This window comes from Sphingopyxis sp. YF1 (genome assembly GCF_022701295.1).
GTDB lineage: Bacteria > Pseudomonadota > Alphaproteobacteria > Sphingomonadales > Sphingomonadaceae > Sphingopyxis.
The window spans coordinates 121,933-139,638 of record NZ_CP033204.1; the positions used below are offsets into that span (position 1 = coordinate 121,933).

A 17,706-nucleotide genomic window follows, 5' to 3' on the forward strand; every position below is an offset into this window, starting at 1 on the left:
GGTCAGCGCAGCGCGATCCAGACGCCGCCGATGATGGCGAAAAGCGATCCGAGTCCTGCGAACAGGCCGATAAAAAGGCCGTTGCGCAGCGGCGCCCACACCATGACGTCGTCGGGATCGTCGGGATTGTAGCGGACGCGCATCACGCTGCCGACGGGCCTCGGATGGTTGGTCGACAGGCTGTCGGGGATCTGTTTCGTCACGCCCGCGAACCGGTATTCGATCGTCGCGGTGTGCATCAAGGTGCGGTCGCCGTCGCTGTCGGTGGTCCAGTGGCTGTCGTGGCCGACGATGCGCCCTTCCACCTCGTGCCAGCGGCGGCCGCGCATTTCGCTTTTCGCCATGCCCAGCCCGATCGCGGCGAAGAGCAGCCCGATGCCCGTGAAAAACCACGGCACGAAGTGCAATATCCGGTCTTCCTCCACGTTTTGTCCCCCCGAATCGACGACCGGACCCGCGGGGTCCCGTCAGAACTGGTAGGCAATCCCGACCCCGCCGAGCCACTGGTCGGCGTCGCCCGCCTCCGCCACGATCGGCGAATCGGCATAGCGGCCGAGCATGCGGCCGTACTGGGCGCCGGCGATCAGCACGAACCCCTTGCGGAGGTCGCCCGACAGGCCATAGGCCCCCGCGACCCCGATCGTATATTTGCCCGCGGTGATCTTGCGCCCGGCGTCCGAATAGACGGGGAGGCCGCTCGCGGCGGCGCCGACCGGGTCGATGTCGAAATAATAGCGGCCGAACCCCTTGCCATAGATGTTCATCGATGCCGACAGGCCGACATAGGCGCGCTTCGACAGCGGGGTGCCATATTCGACCGTCGGCGAGAGCGCCCAGCTGCGGTGGCGGCCCGAGATGTCGTAGAGGCCGACGAGGCGGAAACCGACCTGGTCGTAGCCGCTGGTGACGACGCCGGTGTGGGTGATGCCGGTGGCGATGCCGACCTCGACCGCCATCTTGCGCTCGCCGAGCGCTTCGACCTGCGGGTCCTTGATCCGGCCGGTGCGGTTGTTGCGCAGGCTGATGACCGGGCCGAACTTGAAGTCGGTCTTTTGTCCGCGCCGCTGGCGGATCAGGTCGACCTGGAAATTGGTGCCGCGCGTCGAGAATGAGAAACCCGACACGCGGCCGCGCAGGTAGAAGGCGGGCAGCACGACGCGCTCGTCCGACCCGCTGTAGCTCGGCGCGGTGAGCACCCCGCCCGCGATCGCGACATAGTCGCGCGCCCATTTATGATCCTCGTCGCCCTCGGGTCCCGCGGCGGGGAGCAGGATATTCTCGTCGATCTGGCTGTCCTGCGCGTGCGCGGTCGCAGGGCGCGGGGCCGGGCCGCGGACGCCGGGGGCGAGCTCGGCGCCGAGCGCGGCCAGGTCATAGTCGAGCGGCGCGTCCTCCGCCTGCGCGGGTGCCGCGGCGAACAGCAGCAGCGCCGGCGCGGCGCGGCGCGTGAAACGGGCGGGAATCGGCATATCCGTCGGTTCCTGTGGTCTTGCCCCTCTTGCACGGGGTGTAAGGGATTGCCGGGCCGATGCAAAGCTTTGGTCCTGTCATCGGCGCGGCGCGTCCTCATGGATATTCGCGAGCGGCCATTCGGTTGCGGTGCGGCTTAACCGCTTTTTCGTTTCCCGGCCCTAATCCGGCCGCGACCGGACAGGGAGCGCGAGATGCGGCGGAACAGGGATGCAGGGCCGTTTGTCGGCGCCGGGACGGCGCTGCTCCTCGCGCTGGTCGCGGGCTGTTCGTCGGGGCCGCCGCCGCTGTCGGGCAAGACGGTGACCTCGCGCTGCCTCGACACATCGCTGCCGGTCGAAACGGTGGTGAGCCTGTTCGGGGTCTATGAAGGCGCACCCGGACCCGGCGAGCGCGAGCGTCGCGCGGACGAGCATCGCCCGATGCGCGTACAGGTGGAAACGCGCGACGATTCCGGCCCCGAAGTGCTGATACTGTCGTCGTACGAGCCGGTGATCTGGGACGTGTCGGCGGTCGCGGCGAACGACCTGCGCGGGGTGATCGTCTATGGCTATTATCGGTCGGAGCTCGCGGGGGCGCCCGCAGCGCTGCCGGTGCGCCATGTCGCGCTCCGCCGCGCCGACGACCGCGAGGCGGCGCCGGACGGTGCACCGGCCGCCTGCGGCGAGCCGCTTTCGGTGCACGAGGGCGGGCTCGAACTCGAAGCGCTCGACGCGCAGGTGACCGACGCCGTGGGCCTGCCGATCGCGCATTTCGCGGGCGCGTACAGCACGGCGCGGCTGGCGCTCGACGATCCGCGCCCGGTCGATCCCGACGAGGCGCGGCGGACCGCGGACCGGCCCGATCGCCGCCCGGGGATCGAGGCGGTGAACGCGCTGGTGGCGGGCGGCGCGATCCGCCTCGCGACCGGCGCCGATATCGCCGCGTGGAACGCAAAGGCGAGCGCGCAGCTGCGCTCGTCGCGGCTCGCCCCCTTCGTCTCCGACTATCTGCGCACCGGCGACACCTATGTGGTGCTGCGCGGCTTTACCGTTCCAGAGGGCATGAACGGCGCGCGTGCGCGCAATTTCATCATCCCCGAAGGGGTCGCGATGCCGGTCGATGGCGGCAGCCACAATGGTTATTACCCGATGGCCGGCGGCCAGTGCGTCGGGCCGAGCCCCGATTGCCGTCGTCGGGACAGGGCCGGGTTGCTGCCGCAGGACGGCAGTTTCCGCCCGAAATGGCGCGACAATCCCTGGGGTGTCGATGGCGGCTGACTCGGCGCGCGCGGCGCGCTATGCGCGGCGCCGAGAAGGAGGACGCATGCAGCGGCACCGGCGCAGACAAGAAGAGGGCGGCGAATGACCCGCGCGGGACGATGGGTCGGCTATGCGCTGATGGCGGCCGCGCTGCTGCTCGCGGTGGCGATGCGGCGCGGGCTGGTCGCGAGCATCGGCCCCTTTCCGGTCGCGGCGGTCGCGCTGCTCGTCGGGATGATCGGGGTGATGCTGGTGTTCACCGACCTGATGGTGCGCGGCCTCTATGCGCAGGTCGAAACCGCGGCGCGTGCGGCGCCGGGTGATACGGAGAAGAACGGGGATGACGATGCGGATCGATAAACGGCTGGTTCTGATCGTGGCGGCGGCGCTCGGCGCGGCGGTGCCCGGCGTCGCGGCGGCCGACGATGCCGTGAGCGAGAGCGACCGTTTCTTCCTGACCGAGGCCGAAAACGCATGCGCGAGCGGCGACTTTCCCGCCTTTCTGTGGCCCTATGCCAATAGTGCGGCGGTGCGCGCGCGCTATACCGCGCTGATGGTCGTCACGGGCGCCGCGGACAGCGCGCGCGAGGAAGCCGCCGATCTCTATCTGGCGCGCGACGATTTTCCGATCGTGATGATCGACTACAGCTATGTCACCGGCGCCTCGGCGCGCCGCTTCGACGTCGAGGGCGACCCGGCGCGGCTCGACTATGTCGCGGTCGATTTCGGCACGCTCGCCGACGACGGCGCGCGCGTCGACTGGGTGCCGGGGCGTTTCGAGCCCGGCGAGGGCGACGGGCCGGGGACGCTGATCGAAAAGACCGGGCCCGGCGGGCGGCTGGAATTCGAGCGCACCATCGATTGCTGGCGGCTGACCGGCGATATCCGCGAGGCCGCGGGCGCGCGCTGACCGGGAGGGCGCTTGCCCCTTTTCGTTCGACAGTTTCGGCGCTTATCTTTATGACCGGGGGCATGACCGACCGCCCGTCAACACCGCTGCTCGACACGGTGGATGTCCCCGCCGACCTCCGCAAGCTGAAGCCCGAAGACCTCCGTCCGTTCGCCGACGAACTGCGCGCCGAGATGATCAGCGCCGTCGGCACCACCGGCGGGCACCTCGGGTCGGGGCTGGGCGTGGTCGAACTGACCGTGGCGCTCCACTATGTGTTCGACACCCCGCGCGACAAGATCGTGTGGGACGTCGGGCACCAATGCTATCCGCACAAGATCATCACCGGGCGCCGCGACCGCATCCGCACCCTGCGCACCGGCGGCGGGCTGTCGGGCTTCACCAAGCGCAGCGAGAGCGAATATGATCCGTTCGGCGCCGCGCACAGCTCGACCTCGATCAGCGCCGCGCTGGGCTTTGCGATCGCCAACAAGATCAAGGGCGAACCCGGCCGCGCGATCGCGGTGATCGGCGACGGATCGATGTCGGCGGGCATGGCCTATGAGGCGATGAACAACGCCGCCGCGGCGGGCAACCGGCTGATCGTCATCCTCAACGACAACGACATGTCGATTGCTCCCCCCGTTGGAGGTCTCTCGGCCTATCTCGCGAAACTGGTGTCGTCGCGGCCCTTCGTCGAGCTGCGCGAGATCGCGCGGCGCTTTGCCCGGCGGCTTCCCGAACCGCTGCACAAGGCAGCGAAGAAGACCGACGAGTTCGCGCGCGGCATGGCGATGGGCGGGACGCTCTTCGAGGAACTCGGTTTCTATTATGTCGGGCCGATCGACGGGCATAATCTCGAGCATCTGATCCCGGTGCTCGAAAATGTCCGCGACAGCGACCACGGCCCGGTGCTGATCCATGCGGTGACCAAGAAGGGCAAGGGCTATGCCCCCGCCGAGGCGGCCGCCGACAAATATCACGGCGTCCAGAAATTCGACGTGATCACCGGGGTGCAGGCCAAGGCGCCGCCGGGACCGCCCGCGTACCAGAATGTCTTCGGCGAAACGCTCGCGAAGCTCGCCGACACCGACAAGCGCATCGTCGCGATCACCGCCGCGATGCCGTCGGGGACCGGGGTCGACAAGTTCGCGAAGGCGCACCCCGACCGGACCTTCGACGTCGGCATCGCCGAACAGCATGCGGTGACCTTTGCCGCGGGGCTCGCGGCGCAGGGGATGCGCCCGTTCGCGGCGATCTATTCGACCTTCCTCCAGCGCGCCTACGACCAGGTCGTGCATGACGTCGCGATCCAGAACCTCCCGGTGCGCTTCGCGATCGACCGCGCGGGGCTCGTCGGCGCCGACGGATCGACCCACGCCGGATCGTTCGACGTCACCTATCTCGCGACCTTGCCGAACATGGTGGTGATGGCGGCCGCCGACGAGGCCGAGCTGGTCCACATGACCTACACCGCCGCCGAATATGACGCCGGCCCGATCGCCTTCCGCTACCCGCGCGGCAACGGCACCGGGGTGCCGCTGCCCGAGGTTCCGCAAAAGCTCGAAATCGGCAAGGGGCGCGTCGTGCGCAGCGGCAAGACCGTCGCGATCCTGTCGCTCGGCACGCGGCTCGCCGAGGCGCTGAAAGCCGCCGACACCTTGGAAGCGCGCGGGCTTTCCACCAGCGTGATCGACCTGCGCTTCGCCAAACCGCTCGACGAGGAGCTGATCCGCAAGACGCTCGCGAACCACGAGGTGTGCGTGACGATCGAGGAGAATAGCGTCGGCGGCCTCGGCGCGCATGTGCTGACGCTGGCGAGCGACGAGGGGCTGATCGACGCGGGGCTGAAGCTCCGCACGATGCGCCTGCCCGACGCGTTCCAGGATCAGGATTCGCCCGACAAACAATATGACGAGGCGGGACTCAACGCGCCGCAGATCGTCGATTGCGTGCTGAAGGCGCTGCGCCACAACAGCGCGGGGGTCGAGGAGGCCGGCGCGCGGGCCTAGTCTGAACGCCCGGCCGGGGCAGGGGGCGCGGCATGGACTTCCTGAAGCTGATCCAGCAGCTCGACGAGCTTCTCTACGAGGTCATGTCGTGGCTGGTCTTCTACCCGGTCACGCTTTGGCGCACGCTGCGTCATCCGCTCAGGATGATGGATTATTCGGACGCCGAACTCGGCGATCCGGCCGAGCGGCAATATAGCGACACGCTGTCGCCACCCTTGTTCCTGCTGCTGACGCTCGTGCTCAGCCACGCGCTCGAACTGTCGCTCGTCGGCCAGAGCGCGGTGGTGCTCGACAAGACCGGGCTCGGCGGGCTGGTCGACGACGATTCGACCTTCATCCTGCTGCGCGTCGCCTTCTTCAGCATCTTTCCGCTGGTGATGGCGGCGCGGCTGGTGCGCGCGCGGCATGTGAAGCTCGACCGCGTGCCGCTGAAGCCACCCTTTTACAGCCAATGCTATGCCACTGCGCCCTTTGCGCTGATGGTCGGGCTGTCGTCGATCCTGATGCGGCTGGAGGCGTTCGAATGGAAGCTCGCGGGCCTCATGTTGCTTGTCTTCGCGCTGCTGTGGTTCGGGACCTTGCAGATCTTGTGGTTCGCGCAGCATCTGCGCGTGCGCTACCGGCGCGCCGCGCTTCACGCCTCGCGCGCGATGGTCGAGGGGGTGGTCGCCTTTTCGCTCGTTTCGCTGGCGTTCGCCTGAACCCGAATGAAAAAGGCCCGGGCGATGCCGGGCCCTTTCCAATCGATTTCGCCGGCGCCTTACGCGCCCGGGACCGCCGCCTGCGCGTCGCGGCCGTCGCCTTCGGGGGCGACGAGGATGTCGCGGGTGACGAGGCCCTTGTCGACGACCTGCGTGTCGGGGCTGCCGACCTGGCTGCGGATGCCGGGGTCGGCGCGGTTGCCGTCGGCGCTGCCGATCACCGCGGCCTCGGTCGGGCTGCGCGGCGCGGCGCCGCCGAACAGCGCGCGCAGCGTCTGTTCGGCAGTGGTTTCACCGCCGGGACGCGCGGCGCCCGGGGCGGGCGGGGTCAGCGAAAAGTCGGGAGGCACGATCAGCGGCGCCTGACGCGACACGCGCATCTCGTCGGGGCGGTCGCGGCTGAACAGATTGTTCGACCCGCAGGCCGAAAGCGTCGATGCGGCCAGGGCGGCAGCGAGGATGGCGGTGGTCCGGTTCACGTATAAAACTCCTGATGCGCCCCGTTAATCGGCGGCCGGCGTGTCGCCAGCCTCGGGCGTCTTTTCGCCCAAGAGCAGCGCGCGCGCAACCAGCAAAAGCACGCCGATGGTGATGCACGCGTCGGCGACGTTGAAGATCATGAAGGGGCGGAATTCGCCGATGTGCAGGTCGGCGAAATCGACGACATAGCCGTAGCGGGTGCGATCGACGATATTGCCGAGCGCGCCGCCGAGGATCATCGCGAGCGCGATCACGTCGCCCTTCGCCTGTTCGCGCGTCATCCAGATCGCGACCGCGCCCGCGACCAGCCCGGTGACGGCGACGAGCGTCCAGCGCGTCGTGTCGGTGCAATTCGCGAACATCGACAGCGAAATGCCGCAATTTTCAGCCCAGCGCAGGTCGAAAAAGGGCAGGATGGTGACGACGCGCTTCGCCTCGAGCGACAGCGGGGTGATGATCACCCACTTCGACACCTGGTCGAGCAGAAAGGCGATCGCGGCAAAGATCAGGCCGAACCGCAGGTGCGGGGAGCGCTTGGCTATCATGCGGCGGTCAATACCGTGTCGCAGCGATTGCACAAGGTGCCGTCGGCCTCGACCTCGGGCAGGTGGCGCCAGCAGCGGCCGCATTTGTGGTTTTCGGTGCGGGTGACGGTGAGCGCATCGCCCGCGCGGGCGACCGACACGATGAACACCTCTTCGAGCGCCGCCGGGTCGAGGGCCGGATCGGGGATTGTGACCTCGGCCTCCAGACTCGAACGAATCGTCTTTTCGCGGCGATAGGGCTCGATCGCCTCGGTCACGGCTTCGCGCTGGGTACGGACGCCGGCCCATTTCGCGGCGAGCGCGCTGTCGTTCCAGCGCGCCTCGACCGTCGGCCATTCGAGCAGATGCACGCTGCCCGCATCGGGATAACGCGTGCCCCAGACTTCCTCGGCCGTGAACACCAGCACCGGCGCGGCGTAGCGCACCAGCGCGTGGAACAATATGTCGAGCACGCTCCTGTACGCGCGGCGGGTGTCGGTGCCGAGCGGCGCGGCGGGGCCGAGGTCGCAGTAGAGGACGTCCTTGCGGATGTCGAAATAGAAGGCCGACAGATCCTCGTTGCAGAAATCGGCGAGCAGGCGCGTGTAGGCGTTATAGTCGAAATCATCGACCGCCTGCGCCAGCTTCGCGTCGAGGTCGGCGAGGAGCGAGAGCATATAGCGTTCGAGCTCGGGCATCGCCGCGACGTCGGTGACGCGCTCCTCCTCGCCGAACCCGTCGAGCGCGCCGAGCAAATAGCGGAAGGTGTTGCGCAGCTTGCGATACTGGTCGGCGACCCCGGTGAGGATTTCCTTGCCGATGCGGTGGTCTTCGGTGAAGTCGACCGACAGCGCCCACAGGCGGAGGATGTCGGCGCCATAGTCGCGCATCAGGTCGATCGGGCTGATCGTGTTGCCGAGCGACTTCGACATCTTGAAGCCTTTGGCGTCCATCGTGAAGCCGTGCGTCAGCACCGCCTTGTACGGCGCCTGTCCGCGCGTCCCGCAGCTTTCGAGCAGCGACGACTGGAACCAGCCGCGATGCTGGTCGCTGCCTTCGAGGTACAGGTCGGCGCTGTGCGTCGAGCCGTCGTGGCGGACGAGCGCGGGCCAGCGGCCGCTTTCGAGGACGAAGGCGTGGGTGCAGCCCGAATCGAACCAGACGTCGAGAATGTCGGTGATGCGTTCGTAATTCGCGGCGTCATAGGCGTCGCCCAGATATTCCTGCGCGCGCGCGTCGCTCCACGCGTCGACGCCGCCTTCCTTCACCGCCGCGACGATGCGGTCGTTGACCAGCGGGTCGTTGAGATAATGGCCGGTCTTGCGGTCGACGAAGAGCGTGATCGGCACACCCCACGCGCGCTGGCGGCTCAGCACCCAGTCGGGGCGGCCCTCGACCATCGATCCGATGCGGTTGCGGCCCTTGGCGGGGACGAAGCGCGTGTCGTCGATCGCCTGCATCGCCGCCTGCCGCAGCGTCGGCGCGGCGCACAGCGCTTCCTCGGCGGGGTTGATCGCGCCGCCTTCGGACTCCCAGCGCTTTTCGCCGCGCGACTTGGGCTCGATATGGGTCATTACCTTGTCCATCGGCACGAACCATTGCGGGGTGCAGCGATAGATGACCTTGGCTTTCGAGCGCCAGCTGTGCGGATAGCTGTGCTTGTAATCGGCGCTGGCCGCGAGCAGGCCACCCGCTTCGCGCAGGTCCGAGCAGATCGGGCCGTCGGGGGCGTTGAACTTGGGGTTGATCACCGATCCCTGGCCGCCGAGCCAGCCCCAGTCCTCGCGATATTTGCCGTCGCCCTCGACCGCGAACACGGGGTCGAGCCCGTTCGCCTTGCAGAGGTCGAAGTCGTCCTCGCCATGGTCGGGCGACATATGGACAAGGCCGGTGCCGCTGTCGGTGGTGACGAAATCGCCCGCGAGGAAGGGGCGGGGGCGCGCGAAGAAGCCGCCGAGCGCGTGCATCGGGTGGCGGGCGATGGTGCCGGCTAGGTCGGAGCCTTTGAAGCGGTCTTCCGGGCCAAAATCCAGATCGAAATCAACACGCGGGGAGCCCACGTCGCTCAAATCGATGGTCTTGAGTGAAGCGTTCACACGGGCCTTGAAGGCTTCCACCAGATCGGCGGCGATCAGTACCGGCCTGTCAAACCAGCCATTATACAGCGGGTGTGCGTGAATGACGTTCCAAGCGGCCTCGTCGCCGCCCGTGAGGAGGGGGCTTGCCAGAACATATTCGATGTCCGGCCCATAGGCCAAGGCCTGGTTGACCGGGATCGTCCACGGGGTTGTCGTCCAGATTACCGCATTGGCGCCTTCGAGGTCGGCGATGGGGCTTTCCACGATCTGAAAAGCCACGTCGATCTGGGTCGAGACGATATCCTCATATTCGATCTCGGCCTCGGCGAGCGCGGTCTTTTCGACCGGCGACCACATCACCGGCTTGGCGCCGCGATAGAGCATGTCGTTGGCGGCGAATTTGAGCAGTTCGCGGACGATGGTGGCTTCGGCCTCATAATCCATCGTGAGGTACGGATGGTCCCAGTCGCCGCCGATGCCGAGGCGCTTCAGCTGTTCGCGCTGGGTGTCGACCCAATGCTGCGCATAGGCGCGGCATTCGGCGCGGAATTCCTCGACCGGAACCTCGTCCTTGTTCAGCTTTTTCTTGCGATACTGCTCCTCGACCTTCCACTCGATCGGCAGGCCGTGGCAGTCCCAGCCGGGGACATAGGGCGAATCCTTGCCCTTCAGCGTCTGGGTGCGGACGACCATGTCCTTCAGGATGTGGTTGAGGGCATGGCCGATGTGCATGTCGCCATTGGCGTAGGGCGGGCCGTCGTGGAGGATGAACTGGTCGCGGCCGCGGCGCGCTTCGCGGATCTGCCCTTCCAGATTGCCCGCGATCCATTTCGCCAGAATCAGCGGCTCCTTCTGCGGCAGGCCGGCCTTCATCGGAAAGTCGGTCTTGGGCAGGAAGACGGTGTCGCGATAATCGCGCTGTTCGGCGGTGGGCGTGGTTTCGGTCATGGCCCGCGCGCTTAGCGCAGATTCGGGCGGGCGCAAACAGCCGTCATCAGCTATTCCCGATCGCATCGAGCGAAGTCGAGATGCCCAACGTAAGCGCACGCCTTCGGGAGTGTCTCGACTTCGCTCGACACGAACGGCGTTCGAGGCGTTATTTCTGCCGCGGGCGCAGTGCCGGGCCGATTTCGCGGATGTCCTCGACCCACACATAGCCGTTGAAGCTCGCGGGGACCTTCGCGAGCTGTTGCGGCGTGGTCAGCCCCTCGTTCGACTTGCCCTTTTCATAGGGGCCGAAAACGATGACCTTCGCGCCGACGCTCTCCATCCGCGCGATCAGCCGGTCGGGCCAGCCCCAGAAGGCCCATTGATAGTTGACGGGGATCGCGATCACCCCGTTCCGGCAGCTTTCGGGCACGATGCCGGTCCAGCCCCAGGCGACATAGTCCTTCGAGCAGGCCTTGCCCTCGGTCTTGAGGTCGAACGCCCAGTTCGAGGGGAGCAGCTCGCGCATGCGCTGCACCGGGGCCTCGGCACCGTAAAAGGCGTCGCCGAGCTTCGCGCTGTCGCGGCCCGATGCTTTCAGGATCGCGAACAGCTGGTCGGCCTCGCGCGCGTCCTTCGACTTGAAGTTGAAGAGGATCGGGTGGACGGGGAGCGCGGCGAGGCCGTCCTCGACGGTCGGCATCTGCCCGACGCCCTTGCCGCGCAGCGGAAAGGTCTTGCCGCCGTCGGCGGTATAGCCATGCCCGATGTCGAGCGCCTGCAGCTCGGCCAGCGTCAGGTCGCGCGTGTCGCCCTTGCCGTCGGTGCGGCAATCGACCGTCCAGTCGTGGAACAGCACCATGCGCCCGTCCTTCGTCGGCGCGACGTCGACCTCGACCATCGCTGCGCCATAGCCGACCGCGAGGCGCATCGATTGCGGCGTATTTTCGAACACCTCGTGCGCGGGAGGACGGATGTGCTGCGCGGTGCAGGTATCGCGGCCGGTCGCGGCGCGCTTGTCGTAGAGGTGATAGACGCCGCGGTGCGCGATCAGTTTGGGCTTGCCGACCGGGTCGGGCGCGAGCCAGCTCGCGTTGCTGAGCACCGCCCAGGCGACGAAGCCGGCGAAGAGCCAGAGGAAGACCGCGGTGCGCCGTTTCATCGGCTTTTTCTTCGGCCCTTCGAGCGCTTCGGCCCAGTCGTCGTTCGCGTCGTTCATATATCCCCCCCGGGTCGATCCCCCGGATCGAGGCCGGGGCGACGATGATGTTACAGGTCGGCGAGCAGTTCCTTCGCCGCGTCGCAGTCCGCCGCGATCTGCGCCATCAGTGCGTCCATGTCGTCGAACTTCGCCTCCGGCCGGATGAAGGCGTGGAAGGCGACGTCGATCTCCTGCCCGTAGAGATCGCCCGCGAAGTCGAAGAAATGCGGTTCGAGCAATTCCTTGGGCGGGTCGAAGCTCGGGCGGATGCCGAGATTCGCCGCGCCTTTCAGGATGCGGCCGTCGGGCAGGCGCCCGGTGACGGCATAGATGCCGTAGCGCGGGCGCAGATAATTGCCCATGTCGATGTTCGCGGTCGGGAAACCGAGCAGGCGGCCGTTCTTGTCGCCGTGCTGGACGATCCCGCGCACCGTGAAGGGGCGCGTGAGCAGCCGCGTCGCGGTGGCGCAGTCGCCCGCCTGAAGCGCGTCGCGGATGCGGCTCGACGAGATGGTTTCGTCGGCGTCGTCGACCGGCGACACCATTTCGGTGAAGAAGCCGAGGCGGCGGGCGTGGTCGGCGAGCGTCACGACGTCGCCGCCGCGGCCCTTGCCGAAGGTGAAGTCGGCGCCGGTGACGACGCCCGCGGCGCCGAAGCGGCCGAGCAGCAGGTCGGTGATGAAATCCTCGGCGCGCGTTCCCGCGAGCGCGGCGTCGAAGGGCAGCACGAGCATCGCGTCGGCGCCCGCCGCGGCGAACAATTCCTGCCGCTGGTCGAGCGTGGTGAGGCGGAAGGGCGCGGCGTCGGGTTTGAAGAAGCGCACCGGGTGCGGATCGAAGGTCGCGACGATCGCGGGGCGGCCCTCGTCGCGTGCATGGCGCACGGCGCGGCCGACGACCGCCTGATGCCCGGCGTGGAAGCCGTCGAAATTGCCGAGCGCGATCACCCCGCCGCGCAGATCGCCCTCGATGCGCTGGTGGCCGTCGAGGCGGATCATGGCGCCGAAATCGAGGGCGGCGGGGTCAGCGGGACGATCCCCGCGCCGAGCACGCGGATCGCGTTGCCGCCCATCGCGGCGCGGATCTCGTCGTCGGTGAAGCCCGCATCGATCAGCGCCTGCGTGACCTGCACGAGCTGCGAGGTGTCGAAACGCACGGTGGTGGCACCGTCATAGTCGCTGCCGAGCGCGACATGGTCGATGCCGACGAGATCGCGGACATGCTTCATCGCGCTCGCGATGCTCGCGGGCGAGGTGTCGCACACGGCGGCATCCCAATAGCCGATGCCGACCAGCCCGCCCGTCGCGGCGACCCCGCGAATCTGCTCGTCGGAGAGGTTGCGGTTGACCTTGCACGTCGCCTGCACCCCGCCGTGGCTCGACACCACCGGGCGGCGCGCCATTTTCAGGATGTCGGCGACGCACGCCTGGCTGCAATGCGCGATGTCGACGATCATGCCCTTCGCCTCCATCGCACCGACGACCTGCCGGCCGAGCGAGGTGAGCCCGCCCTTTTTCAGCCCGTGCATCGATCCCGCGAGGTCATTGTCGAAGAAATGGGTGAGCCCCGCCATGCGGAAGCCCGCGGCGTAGAGCTTGTCGAGGTTGGCGATGTCGCCTTCGAGATTGTGCAGCCCCTCGATGCTGAGCATCGCGCCGGTGGTGAGCGGCTTGCCGCGCCGCGCCGCGAGAAGCGCGGGGATATCCTCGGGCGCCCGGACGCCGCGCAGCTTGCCGTCCGACCCCGCCGCAGCGCGGTCGAGCTTGGCCGCGTGCCACAGCGAACGTTCGAGCAGCGAATTCCACGTCCGCATCGGCTGGAGCTGCGCGATGACAAGCCCGGTGATATTGTCGCTGTCGCCGCTGTTCGCGTCGTAATTCTGGCCCTTGGGCGACTTGGTCGTGCTCGCGAGCACCTGCAGTGCGACATGGCCCTGTTCGAGCCGCGGCAGGTCCATGTGGCCGCGGTCGGCGCGCTTCAGGAAATCGCGGCTCCACAGCAGGCTGTCGCTGTGCAGGTCGACGATGGTCAGCGTATCGTGGAGCGCTTTCGCCCGCGCGCTCACCGCGGGCAGCGGCTTGCCGTCGATCTGGTTGAGCCCGCGTTCGATCATTCCGGGGGCGAGGGTGAAAAAGGCCGCCGCGCCCAGCGCGATCACGACAAGCAGGCTCAGAATCCAGCGGCGCATCTTCTATCTCCGGACGAGGGTGACGAAGTGGTACGCCGGGCGGCCGGCGTCGTCGGCAGGGTGGCTTTCGCGCGCCACTTCGCGCCAGTCGGCGGGGTCGGGCGCCGCGATCACCGCGTCGCCCGCGGGGGTGCTCGCGACCTCGGTCAGCTCGATGCGGTCGGCAAGCGGCAGGAACAGGCGATAGATTTCGGCGCCGCCGATCACCATCACATGCGGGGCATTGGCGCGGCGCAGCGCTTCCTCGATCGTGGCGACGGGCTCGGCGCCTTCCTCCTGCCAGTCGGCGTCGCGGGTGAGCACGATGTGGCGGCGTCCTTCGAGCACCGCGGGCAGGCTGTCGAAGGTCTTGCGCCCCATGATCATCGGGCGGCCCATCGTCAGCTGCTTGAAACGGCGGAGGTCGGCGGGCAGGTGCCATGGCATCTTGCCGTCCGCACCGATGACGCCGTTCGCGGCGCGCGCGACGATCAGCGTGATTTCGGGATGGTTCATGCCGCGGTTTCCGCTCCGGGGGCAAAGCCCGCCCATGTCGCATGGCCCAGCTTGCGGCCCTCGCGCACCTCGGTCTTGCTGTAATGATGGACGCGGCAATTCTCGTCGGCGAGCAGCGCGGGGATCGCCGCGATGTCGGCGCCGATCAGGTTGCGCATGACCACGGGCAGCGCGCGCGTCGCGGTGCTGCCGAGCGGCAGCCCGGCGATCGCGCGGATGTGATTCTCGAACTGGCTCGTTACTGCGCCCTCGATCGTCCAGTGGCCGCTGTTGTGGACGCGCGGCGCCATCTCGTTGAAGACGGGGCCGTCTTCGGTGGCGAAAAATTCGCCGGTGAGCACCCCGACATAGTCGAGCTCGGCCGCGATCGCGGCCATCATCGCGCGCGCTTCGTCCTGCTGGTCGGTGACGATTGGCGGCGGCGGCAGGCTGGCGGTCGCCAAGATGCCGTTTTCGTGGACGTTGACTGTCGAATCCCAGCTGCGGATCTCGCCGTCGATGCCGCGGACGAGGATGACCGAAAATTCATGCGCGAAGCGGACGAAGCCTTCGAGGATCGCGGCGTGGCGGCCGACCGCGTCCCACGCCGCATCGGCATCGGCGGCCGCCGCGAGGCGGGCCTGGCCCTTGCCGTCATAGCCCATGCGCACCGTCTTGAGGATCGCGGGGGCGCCGATCGCCGCCAGCGCGGCGTCGAGCGCGGCGCGGTCGGGCACCGCGGCGAAGGGGGCGGTGCGTCCGCCGAGCCCGGCGACGAAATTCTTTTCGGCAAGGCGGTCCTGCGCGACCTGCAGGCCGCGCGCGCCCGGATGCACCGCGACATGGCCCGACAGGAAGCGGACGGTATCGACCGGGACATTCTCGAATTCGAAGGTGACGATGTCGCAGGCCGCGGCGAAGGCGGCGAGCCGCGATTCATCGTCCCATGCCGCCTGGCTGTGGTGCGCGGTGACCTCAGCGGCGACGCTTTCGGCGTCGGGCGCATAGATATGGACCTTGTAGCCCAGTTGCGCGGCGGCGACGGCGAGCATGCGGCCGAGCTGGCCGCCGCCGAGGATGCCGATCGTCGAACCGGGAGGCAGCAAGGGGTCAGCCTTCCCGGACGGGGGTAGGGGCGACGCTCTCCGACTGCGCGATGCGCCAGGCGTCGAGCCTTGCCGCGAGGTCCGCGTCCTCGTTCGCGAGCAGCGCGGCGGCGAACAGGCCGGCGTTGGTGGCGCCCGCCTTGCCGATGGCAAAGGTCGCCACCGGGATGCCGCCGGGCATCTGGACGATCGAATAGAGGCTGTCGACGCCGTTGAGCGCGGCCGACTGGACGGGCACGCCAAGCACCGGGATGCGCGTCATCGATGCGACCATGCCGGGCAGGTGCGCGGCGCCGCCGGCGCCCGCGACGATCGCCTTCAGCCCGCGCGCCGCGGCGCTCCTGGCATAGTCGATCAGCCGGTCGGGCGTGCGGTGGGCAGAGACGATGCGCACTTCGTGCGCGATGCCGAGGGCTTCGAGAATCTGGACCGCATGCGCCATGGTTGGCCAGTCCGACTGGCTGCCCATGATTACGCCAACGAGCGGCGGCGCTTCGGTCATGCTTCTTCCCTCCTGCCCCGGCGAGTCATCGCCGACCCTCCCCCTAGACGCTGTTTCGGGCAGATGGAAGCCGCCTCGGGCGGCCCGGATCGGCGCGGTCGGCGCGGGGAAATGCCAAATCCGCAAGGCGTTTACCGATTGGTATGATGTCCGCCCTAGGCTGGGGAGCGACAAGAGATCGTCGGCATCGGGCCGGCGGCGTAGGGCTCGCTTTCGGGGACGGTTGATGGACAGCATAGGGGGGGCACGGATCGCGGTCGACCAGCTGACCGCTGTACCCGTCGTCTCCATCGACGATCAGCTGCGCGAACTGCGCCGCGAACGCGACGCGCTGCGCCGCGAGAACCGCATCCTCAAGATCGCGGTCGCGGAGCTCGAACGCGTGTCCGAACGCGACACGCTGACGCCGCTGTTCAACCGCCGCTATTTCCTGACCGCGATCCACCAGCGGCTCGCGCGCTTCGAGCGCCACGCCGAAAGCGCCGCGGTGGTGTTCGCCGACGTCAACCAGCTCAAATATATCAACGACAGTTTCGGGCATGCCGCGGGCGATTTTGCGCTGATGCAGATTGCCGACCGGCTGCTGTCGTCGATCCGGGCGACCGATGTCGCGGCGCGGATCGGCGGCGACGAGTTCGGGCTGATCCTCGACCAGTCGAGCGAGGAGGGCGCGCGCGCGCAGGTGGCACGGCTCGGCGAGATTTTGAGTGCGTCCCCCGCGCTCTACGACGGGCGTTCGATTTCGCTCTCGGCCTGTTTCGGCATCGCGATGCTGCAGACCGGGATGAGCGAATCGGACATTCTCGCCGCGGCCGACCGCGACATGTATCGCTGCAAGCAGGCGCAGGGCGGCGCGCTCGGTCACCGCTGACCGTAAAGGCGCTGTTAACCAAAAGCGCGCATCCTCGCATTCCGACCACAGGGGGTGCAGCATGCTGAGCCACAACGACCCGAACCACGATATCCGCAGCCAGATTACCGGCCAGATCGGCGCGCTTGCCGAAGCACTGCCGCATTGCGCGCTGACGCAGATCGTCCAGGGGATCGACGATATCCGCTGCCTCGCGCGCGACAATGGTTTCGCCGCGGTCGAGACGCTGGCGAGCCGGCTCGAATCGGCGGTCGCGTCGGGCGGCCACCGCGCCGCGATCCTGACCTATCTCGACGCGATGAGCGACGCCGCGACGGTGCCGCAGGGCGCGATGCCGGCGTCGGCGCACGAGGCCTGGCTTGCCTCGGTCGCGATGCGGCTGGGTCACTGACCGCCGTCCGAAAGTCGCCCGAATGGATGCCATCATGCTCGCGCTCGTCGCGGTGGCGCTCGCCAACGCCGACGGGCGCGGCGGTGCATTGCTCGCCGCGCTGCTCGCGGCGCGCGGCGAGCAGCGCCTGGTCTTCGCCATCGCGGCAGGGGCCTTCGCCGCCAATGCCGTCGTCGCGGCGGTCGCGGGGAGCGCCGCCAATGCGATGATCGGGCAGGGCGTCGTGATGCTCTTCGCGGCCTTTGCCTTGCTGTCGGCCGCCGCCGCGCTGCTCTGGCCGGGACGGCTCGGGCCCGATCCGGCGCGGCTCGCCGCGGCGCCGCTGCCGCTGCTCGCGGCGCGGTTGCTGCTTGCCCAGTTCGGCGACCGCAGCCACGTGCTGATCGCTGCGCTCGCAGCGACGAGCGGGGCGGGGCACTGGGCCGCCGCGGGCGGCTTCGCGGGCTGGATGATCGCGATGCTCCCCTTCCTCGCTTTCGGTCCGGGGCTCGCCGCGACGCGCGCCGCCAGGATCATACGCTGGGGAAGCGCGGCGGCGCTCATCGTCTGGGGGTTGCGCAGCGGCATGACGGCCTTCGGCCTGCTCGGATAAGAATGCGCTTTTAATCGATTTTTTCGATCATTGAGCACGAAAGCCTCGGTGGGAAATCC

Annotated in this window: 19 protein-coding genes; 8 read left to right on the top strand and 11 right to left on the bottom strand. The window is 68.2% G+C overall.

From position 1 onward, the window contains the following. Window positions 1–2: 2 nt before the first annotated feature. Entirely contained in the window at window positions 3–398 is a 396-nt protein-coding gene (locus tag EAO27_RS00660) for a DUF3592 domain-containing protein (RefSeq protein WP_242776008.1), read from the bottom strand. Window positions 399–467: 69 nt separating this feature from the next. After that, a complete protein-coding gene (locus EAO27_RS00665; RefSeq protein ID WP_242776011.1) occupies window positions 468–1,469 on the bottom strand; it encodes a MipA/OmpV family protein in 1,002 nt (333 codons plus the stop codon). Window positions 1,470–1,664: 195 nt separating this feature from the next. Between EAO27_RS00665 and EAO27_RS00670 the strand changes: the two genes are divergently transcribed. From EAO27_RS00670 to EAO27_RS00690, 5 genes are all read left to right on the top strand, one after another. Beyond that, window positions 1,665–2,729 carry a hypothetical protein gene (locus EAO27_RS00670; RefSeq protein WP_242776014.1) on the top strand — a complete coding sequence of 355 codons (1,065 nt, stop codon included), beginning with the start codon at window positions 1,665–1,667 and terminating at the stop codon, window positions 2,727–2,729. Window positions 2,730–2,813: 84 nt separating this feature from the next. Continuing rightward, entirely contained in the window at window positions 2,814–3,071 is a 258-nt protein-coding gene (locus EAO27_RS00675; protein ID WP_242776016.1) for a hypothetical protein, read from the top strand. Then, on the top strand, window positions 3,058–3,621 hold the full coding sequence (locus EAO27_RS00680; RefSeq protein WP_242776019.1) for a hypothetical protein: 564 nt from the start codon (window positions 3,058–3,060) through the stop codon (window positions 3,619–3,621). Before EAO27_RS00675 ends, EAO27_RS00680 begins: the two co-directional genes overlap by 14 nt. Before the next feature lie 62 nt (window positions 3,622–3,683). Beyond that, on the top strand, window positions 3,684–5,612 hold the full coding sequence (dxs, locus tag EAO27_RS00685) for a 1-deoxy-D-xylulose-5-phosphate synthase (protein WP_242776022.1): 1,929 nt from the start codon (window positions 3,684–3,686) through the stop codon (window positions 5,610–5,612). Window positions 5,613–5,644: 32 nt separating this feature from the next. Continuing rightward, on the top strand, window positions 5,645–6,313 hold the full coding sequence (locus EAO27_RS00690; protein ID WP_242776024.1) for a hypothetical protein: 669 nt from the start codon (window positions 5,645–5,647) through the stop codon (window positions 6,311–6,313). Between the two features lie 59 nt (window positions 6,314–6,372). Here the strand turns inward: EAO27_RS00690 and EAO27_RS00695 are convergent, their stop codons facing one another. The 9 genes from EAO27_RS00695 to purE all read right to left on the bottom strand — a co-directional run bounded on the left by EAO27_RS00695 (window position 6,373) and on the right by purE (window position 15,793). Further along, window positions 6,373–6,792, bottom strand: coding sequence for a DUF3035 domain-containing protein (locus EAO27_RS00695; RefSeq protein ID WP_242776027.1), 420 nt, complete (start codon window positions 6,790–6,792; stop codon window positions 6,373–6,375). A 24-nt stretch (window positions 6,793–6,816) separates the two neighbouring features. Further along, window positions 6,817–7,338, bottom strand: a complete 522-nt coding sequence (lspA, locus tag EAO27_RS00700; protein WP_242776030.1) for a signal peptidase II — start codon at window positions 7,336–7,338, stop codon at window positions 6,817–6,819. Continuing rightward, complete coding sequence (locus EAO27_RS00705) at window positions 7,335–10,343, bottom strand: isoleucine--tRNA ligase (RefSeq protein WP_242776034.1); 3,009 nt, start codon at window positions 10,341–10,343, stop codon at window positions 7,335–7,337. The genes lspA and EAO27_RS00705 overlap by 4 nt, the downstream gene beginning before the upstream one ends. Window positions 10,344–10,491: 148 nt before the next feature. Beyond that, window positions 10,492–11,541, bottom strand: a complete 1,050-nt coding sequence (locus EAO27_RS00710; protein ID WP_242776037.1) for a glycerophosphodiester phosphodiesterase family protein — start codon at window positions 11,539–11,541, stop codon at window positions 10,492–10,494. A gap of 50 nt (window positions 11,542–11,591) precedes the next feature. Next, entirely contained in the window at window positions 11,592–12,521 is a 930-nt protein-coding gene (locus EAO27_RS00715) for a bifunctional riboflavin kinase/FAD synthetase (protein WP_242776040.1), read from the bottom strand. After that, a complete protein-coding gene (locus EAO27_RS00720) occupies window positions 12,518–13,711 on the bottom strand; it encodes a dipeptidase (RefSeq protein WP_242776043.1) in 1,194 nt (397 codons plus the stop codon). Before EAO27_RS00720 ends, EAO27_RS00715 begins: the two co-directional genes overlap by 4 nt. 3 nt (window positions 13,712–13,714) lie before the next feature. Next, entirely contained in the window at window positions 13,715–14,206 is a 492-nt protein-coding gene (locus tag EAO27_RS00725; RefSeq protein ID WP_242776047.1) for a dihydrofolate reductase, read from the bottom strand. After that, window positions 14,203–15,291, bottom strand: coding sequence for a 5-(carboxyamino)imidazole ribonucleotide synthase (locus tag EAO27_RS00730; protein ID WP_242776050.1), 1,089 nt, complete (start codon window positions 15,289–15,291; stop codon window positions 14,203–14,205). The genes EAO27_RS00725 and EAO27_RS00730 overlap by 4 nt, the downstream gene beginning before the upstream one ends. Window positions 15,292–15,295: 4 nt before the next feature. Further along, window positions 15,296–15,793 carry a 5-(carboxyamino)imidazole ribonucleotide mutase gene (purE, locus tag EAO27_RS00735; RefSeq protein ID WP_242776054.1) on the bottom strand — a complete coding sequence of 166 codons (498 nt, stop codon included), beginning with the start codon at window positions 15,791–15,793 and terminating at the stop codon, window positions 15,296–15,298. A gap of 226 nt (window positions 15,794–16,019) precedes the next feature. Between purE and EAO27_RS00740 the strand changes: the two genes are divergently transcribed. The 3 genes from EAO27_RS00740 (at window position 16,020) to EAO27_RS00750 (ending at window position 17,647) form a co-directional block, all read left to right on the top strand. Then, on the top strand, window positions 16,020–16,664 hold the full coding sequence (locus EAO27_RS00740) for a GGDEF domain-containing protein (RefSeq protein ID WP_242776057.1): 645 nt from the start codon (window positions 16,020–16,022) through the stop codon (window positions 16,662–16,664). 61 nt (window positions 16,665–16,725) lie between these two features. Further along, a complete protein-coding gene (locus tag EAO27_RS00745) occupies window positions 16,726–17,055 on the top strand; it encodes a hypothetical protein (protein ID WP_242776060.1) in 330 nt (109 codons plus the stop codon). Between the two features lie 22 nt (window positions 17,056–17,077). After that, on the top strand, window positions 17,078–17,647 hold the full coding sequence (locus tag EAO27_RS00750; RefSeq protein WP_242776063.1) for a hypothetical protein: 570 nt from the start codon (window positions 17,078–17,080) through the stop codon (window positions 17,645–17,647). The last annotated feature ends 59 nt before the right edge of the window (window positions 17,648–17,706 follow it).

Bases quoted from the DNA above. Each gene is read 5' to 3' on its own strand.
- EAO27_RS00665 (WP_242776011.1), bottom strand. From the start codon at position 1,469: ATGCCGATTCCCGCCCGTTTCACGCGCCGCGCCGCGCCGGCGCTGCTG.
- EAO27_RS00670 (WP_242776014.1), top strand. From the start codon at position 1,665: ATGCGGCGGAACAGGGATGCAGGGCCGTTTGTCGGCGCCGGGACGGCG.
- EAO27_RS00675 (WP_242776016.1), top strand. From the start codon at position 2,814: ATGACCCGCGCGGGACGATGGGTCGGCTATGCGCTGATGGCGGCCGCG.
- EAO27_RS00680 (WP_242776019.1), top strand. From the start codon at position 3,058: ATGCGGATCGATAAACGGCTGGTTCTGATCGTGGCGGCGGCGCTCGGC.
- dxs (WP_242776022.1), top strand. From the start codon at position 3,684: ATGACCGACCGCCCGTCAACACCGCTGCTCGACACGGTGGATGTCCCC.
- EAO27_RS00690 (WP_242776024.1), top strand. From the start codon at position 5,645: ATGGACTTCCTGAAGCTGATCCAGCAGCTCGACGAGCTTCTCTACGAG.
- lspA (WP_242776030.1), bottom strand. From the start codon at position 7,338: ATGATAGCCAAGCGCTCCCCGCACCTGCGGTTCGGCCTGATCTTTGCC.
- EAO27_RS00705 (WP_242776034.1), bottom strand. From the start codon at position 10,343: ATGACCGAAACCACGCCCACCGCCGAACAGCGCGATTATCGCGACACC.
- EAO27_RS00710 (WP_242776037.1), bottom strand. From the start codon at position 11,541: ATGAACGACGCGAACGACGACTGGGCCGAAGCGCTCGAAGGGCCGAAG.
- EAO27_RS00715 (WP_242776040.1), bottom strand. From the start codon at position 12,521: ATGATCCGCCTCGACGGCCACCAGCGCATCGAGGGCGATCTGCGCGGC.
- EAO27_RS00720 (WP_242776043.1), bottom strand. From the start codon at position 13,711: ATGCGCCGCTGGATTCTGAGCCTGCTTGTCGTGATCGCGCTGGGCGCG.
- EAO27_RS00725 (WP_242776047.1), bottom strand. From the start codon at position 14,206: ATGAACCATCCCGAAATCACGCTGATCGTCGCGCGCGCCGCGAACGGC.
- purE (WP_242776054.1), bottom strand. From the start codon at position 15,793: ATGACCGAAGCGCCGCCGCTCGTTGGCGTAATCATGGGCAGCCAGTCG.
- EAO27_RS00740 (WP_242776057.1), top strand. From the start codon at position 16,020: ATGGACAGCATAGGGGGGGCACGGATCGCGGTCGACCAGCTGACCGCT.
- EAO27_RS00745 (WP_242776060.1), top strand. From the start codon at position 16,726: ATGCTGAGCCACAACGACCCGAACCACGATATCCGCAGCCAGATTACC.
- EAO27_RS00750 (WP_242776063.1), top strand. From the start codon at position 17,078: ATGGATGCCATCATGCTCGCGCTCGTCGCGGTGGCGCTCGCCAACGCC.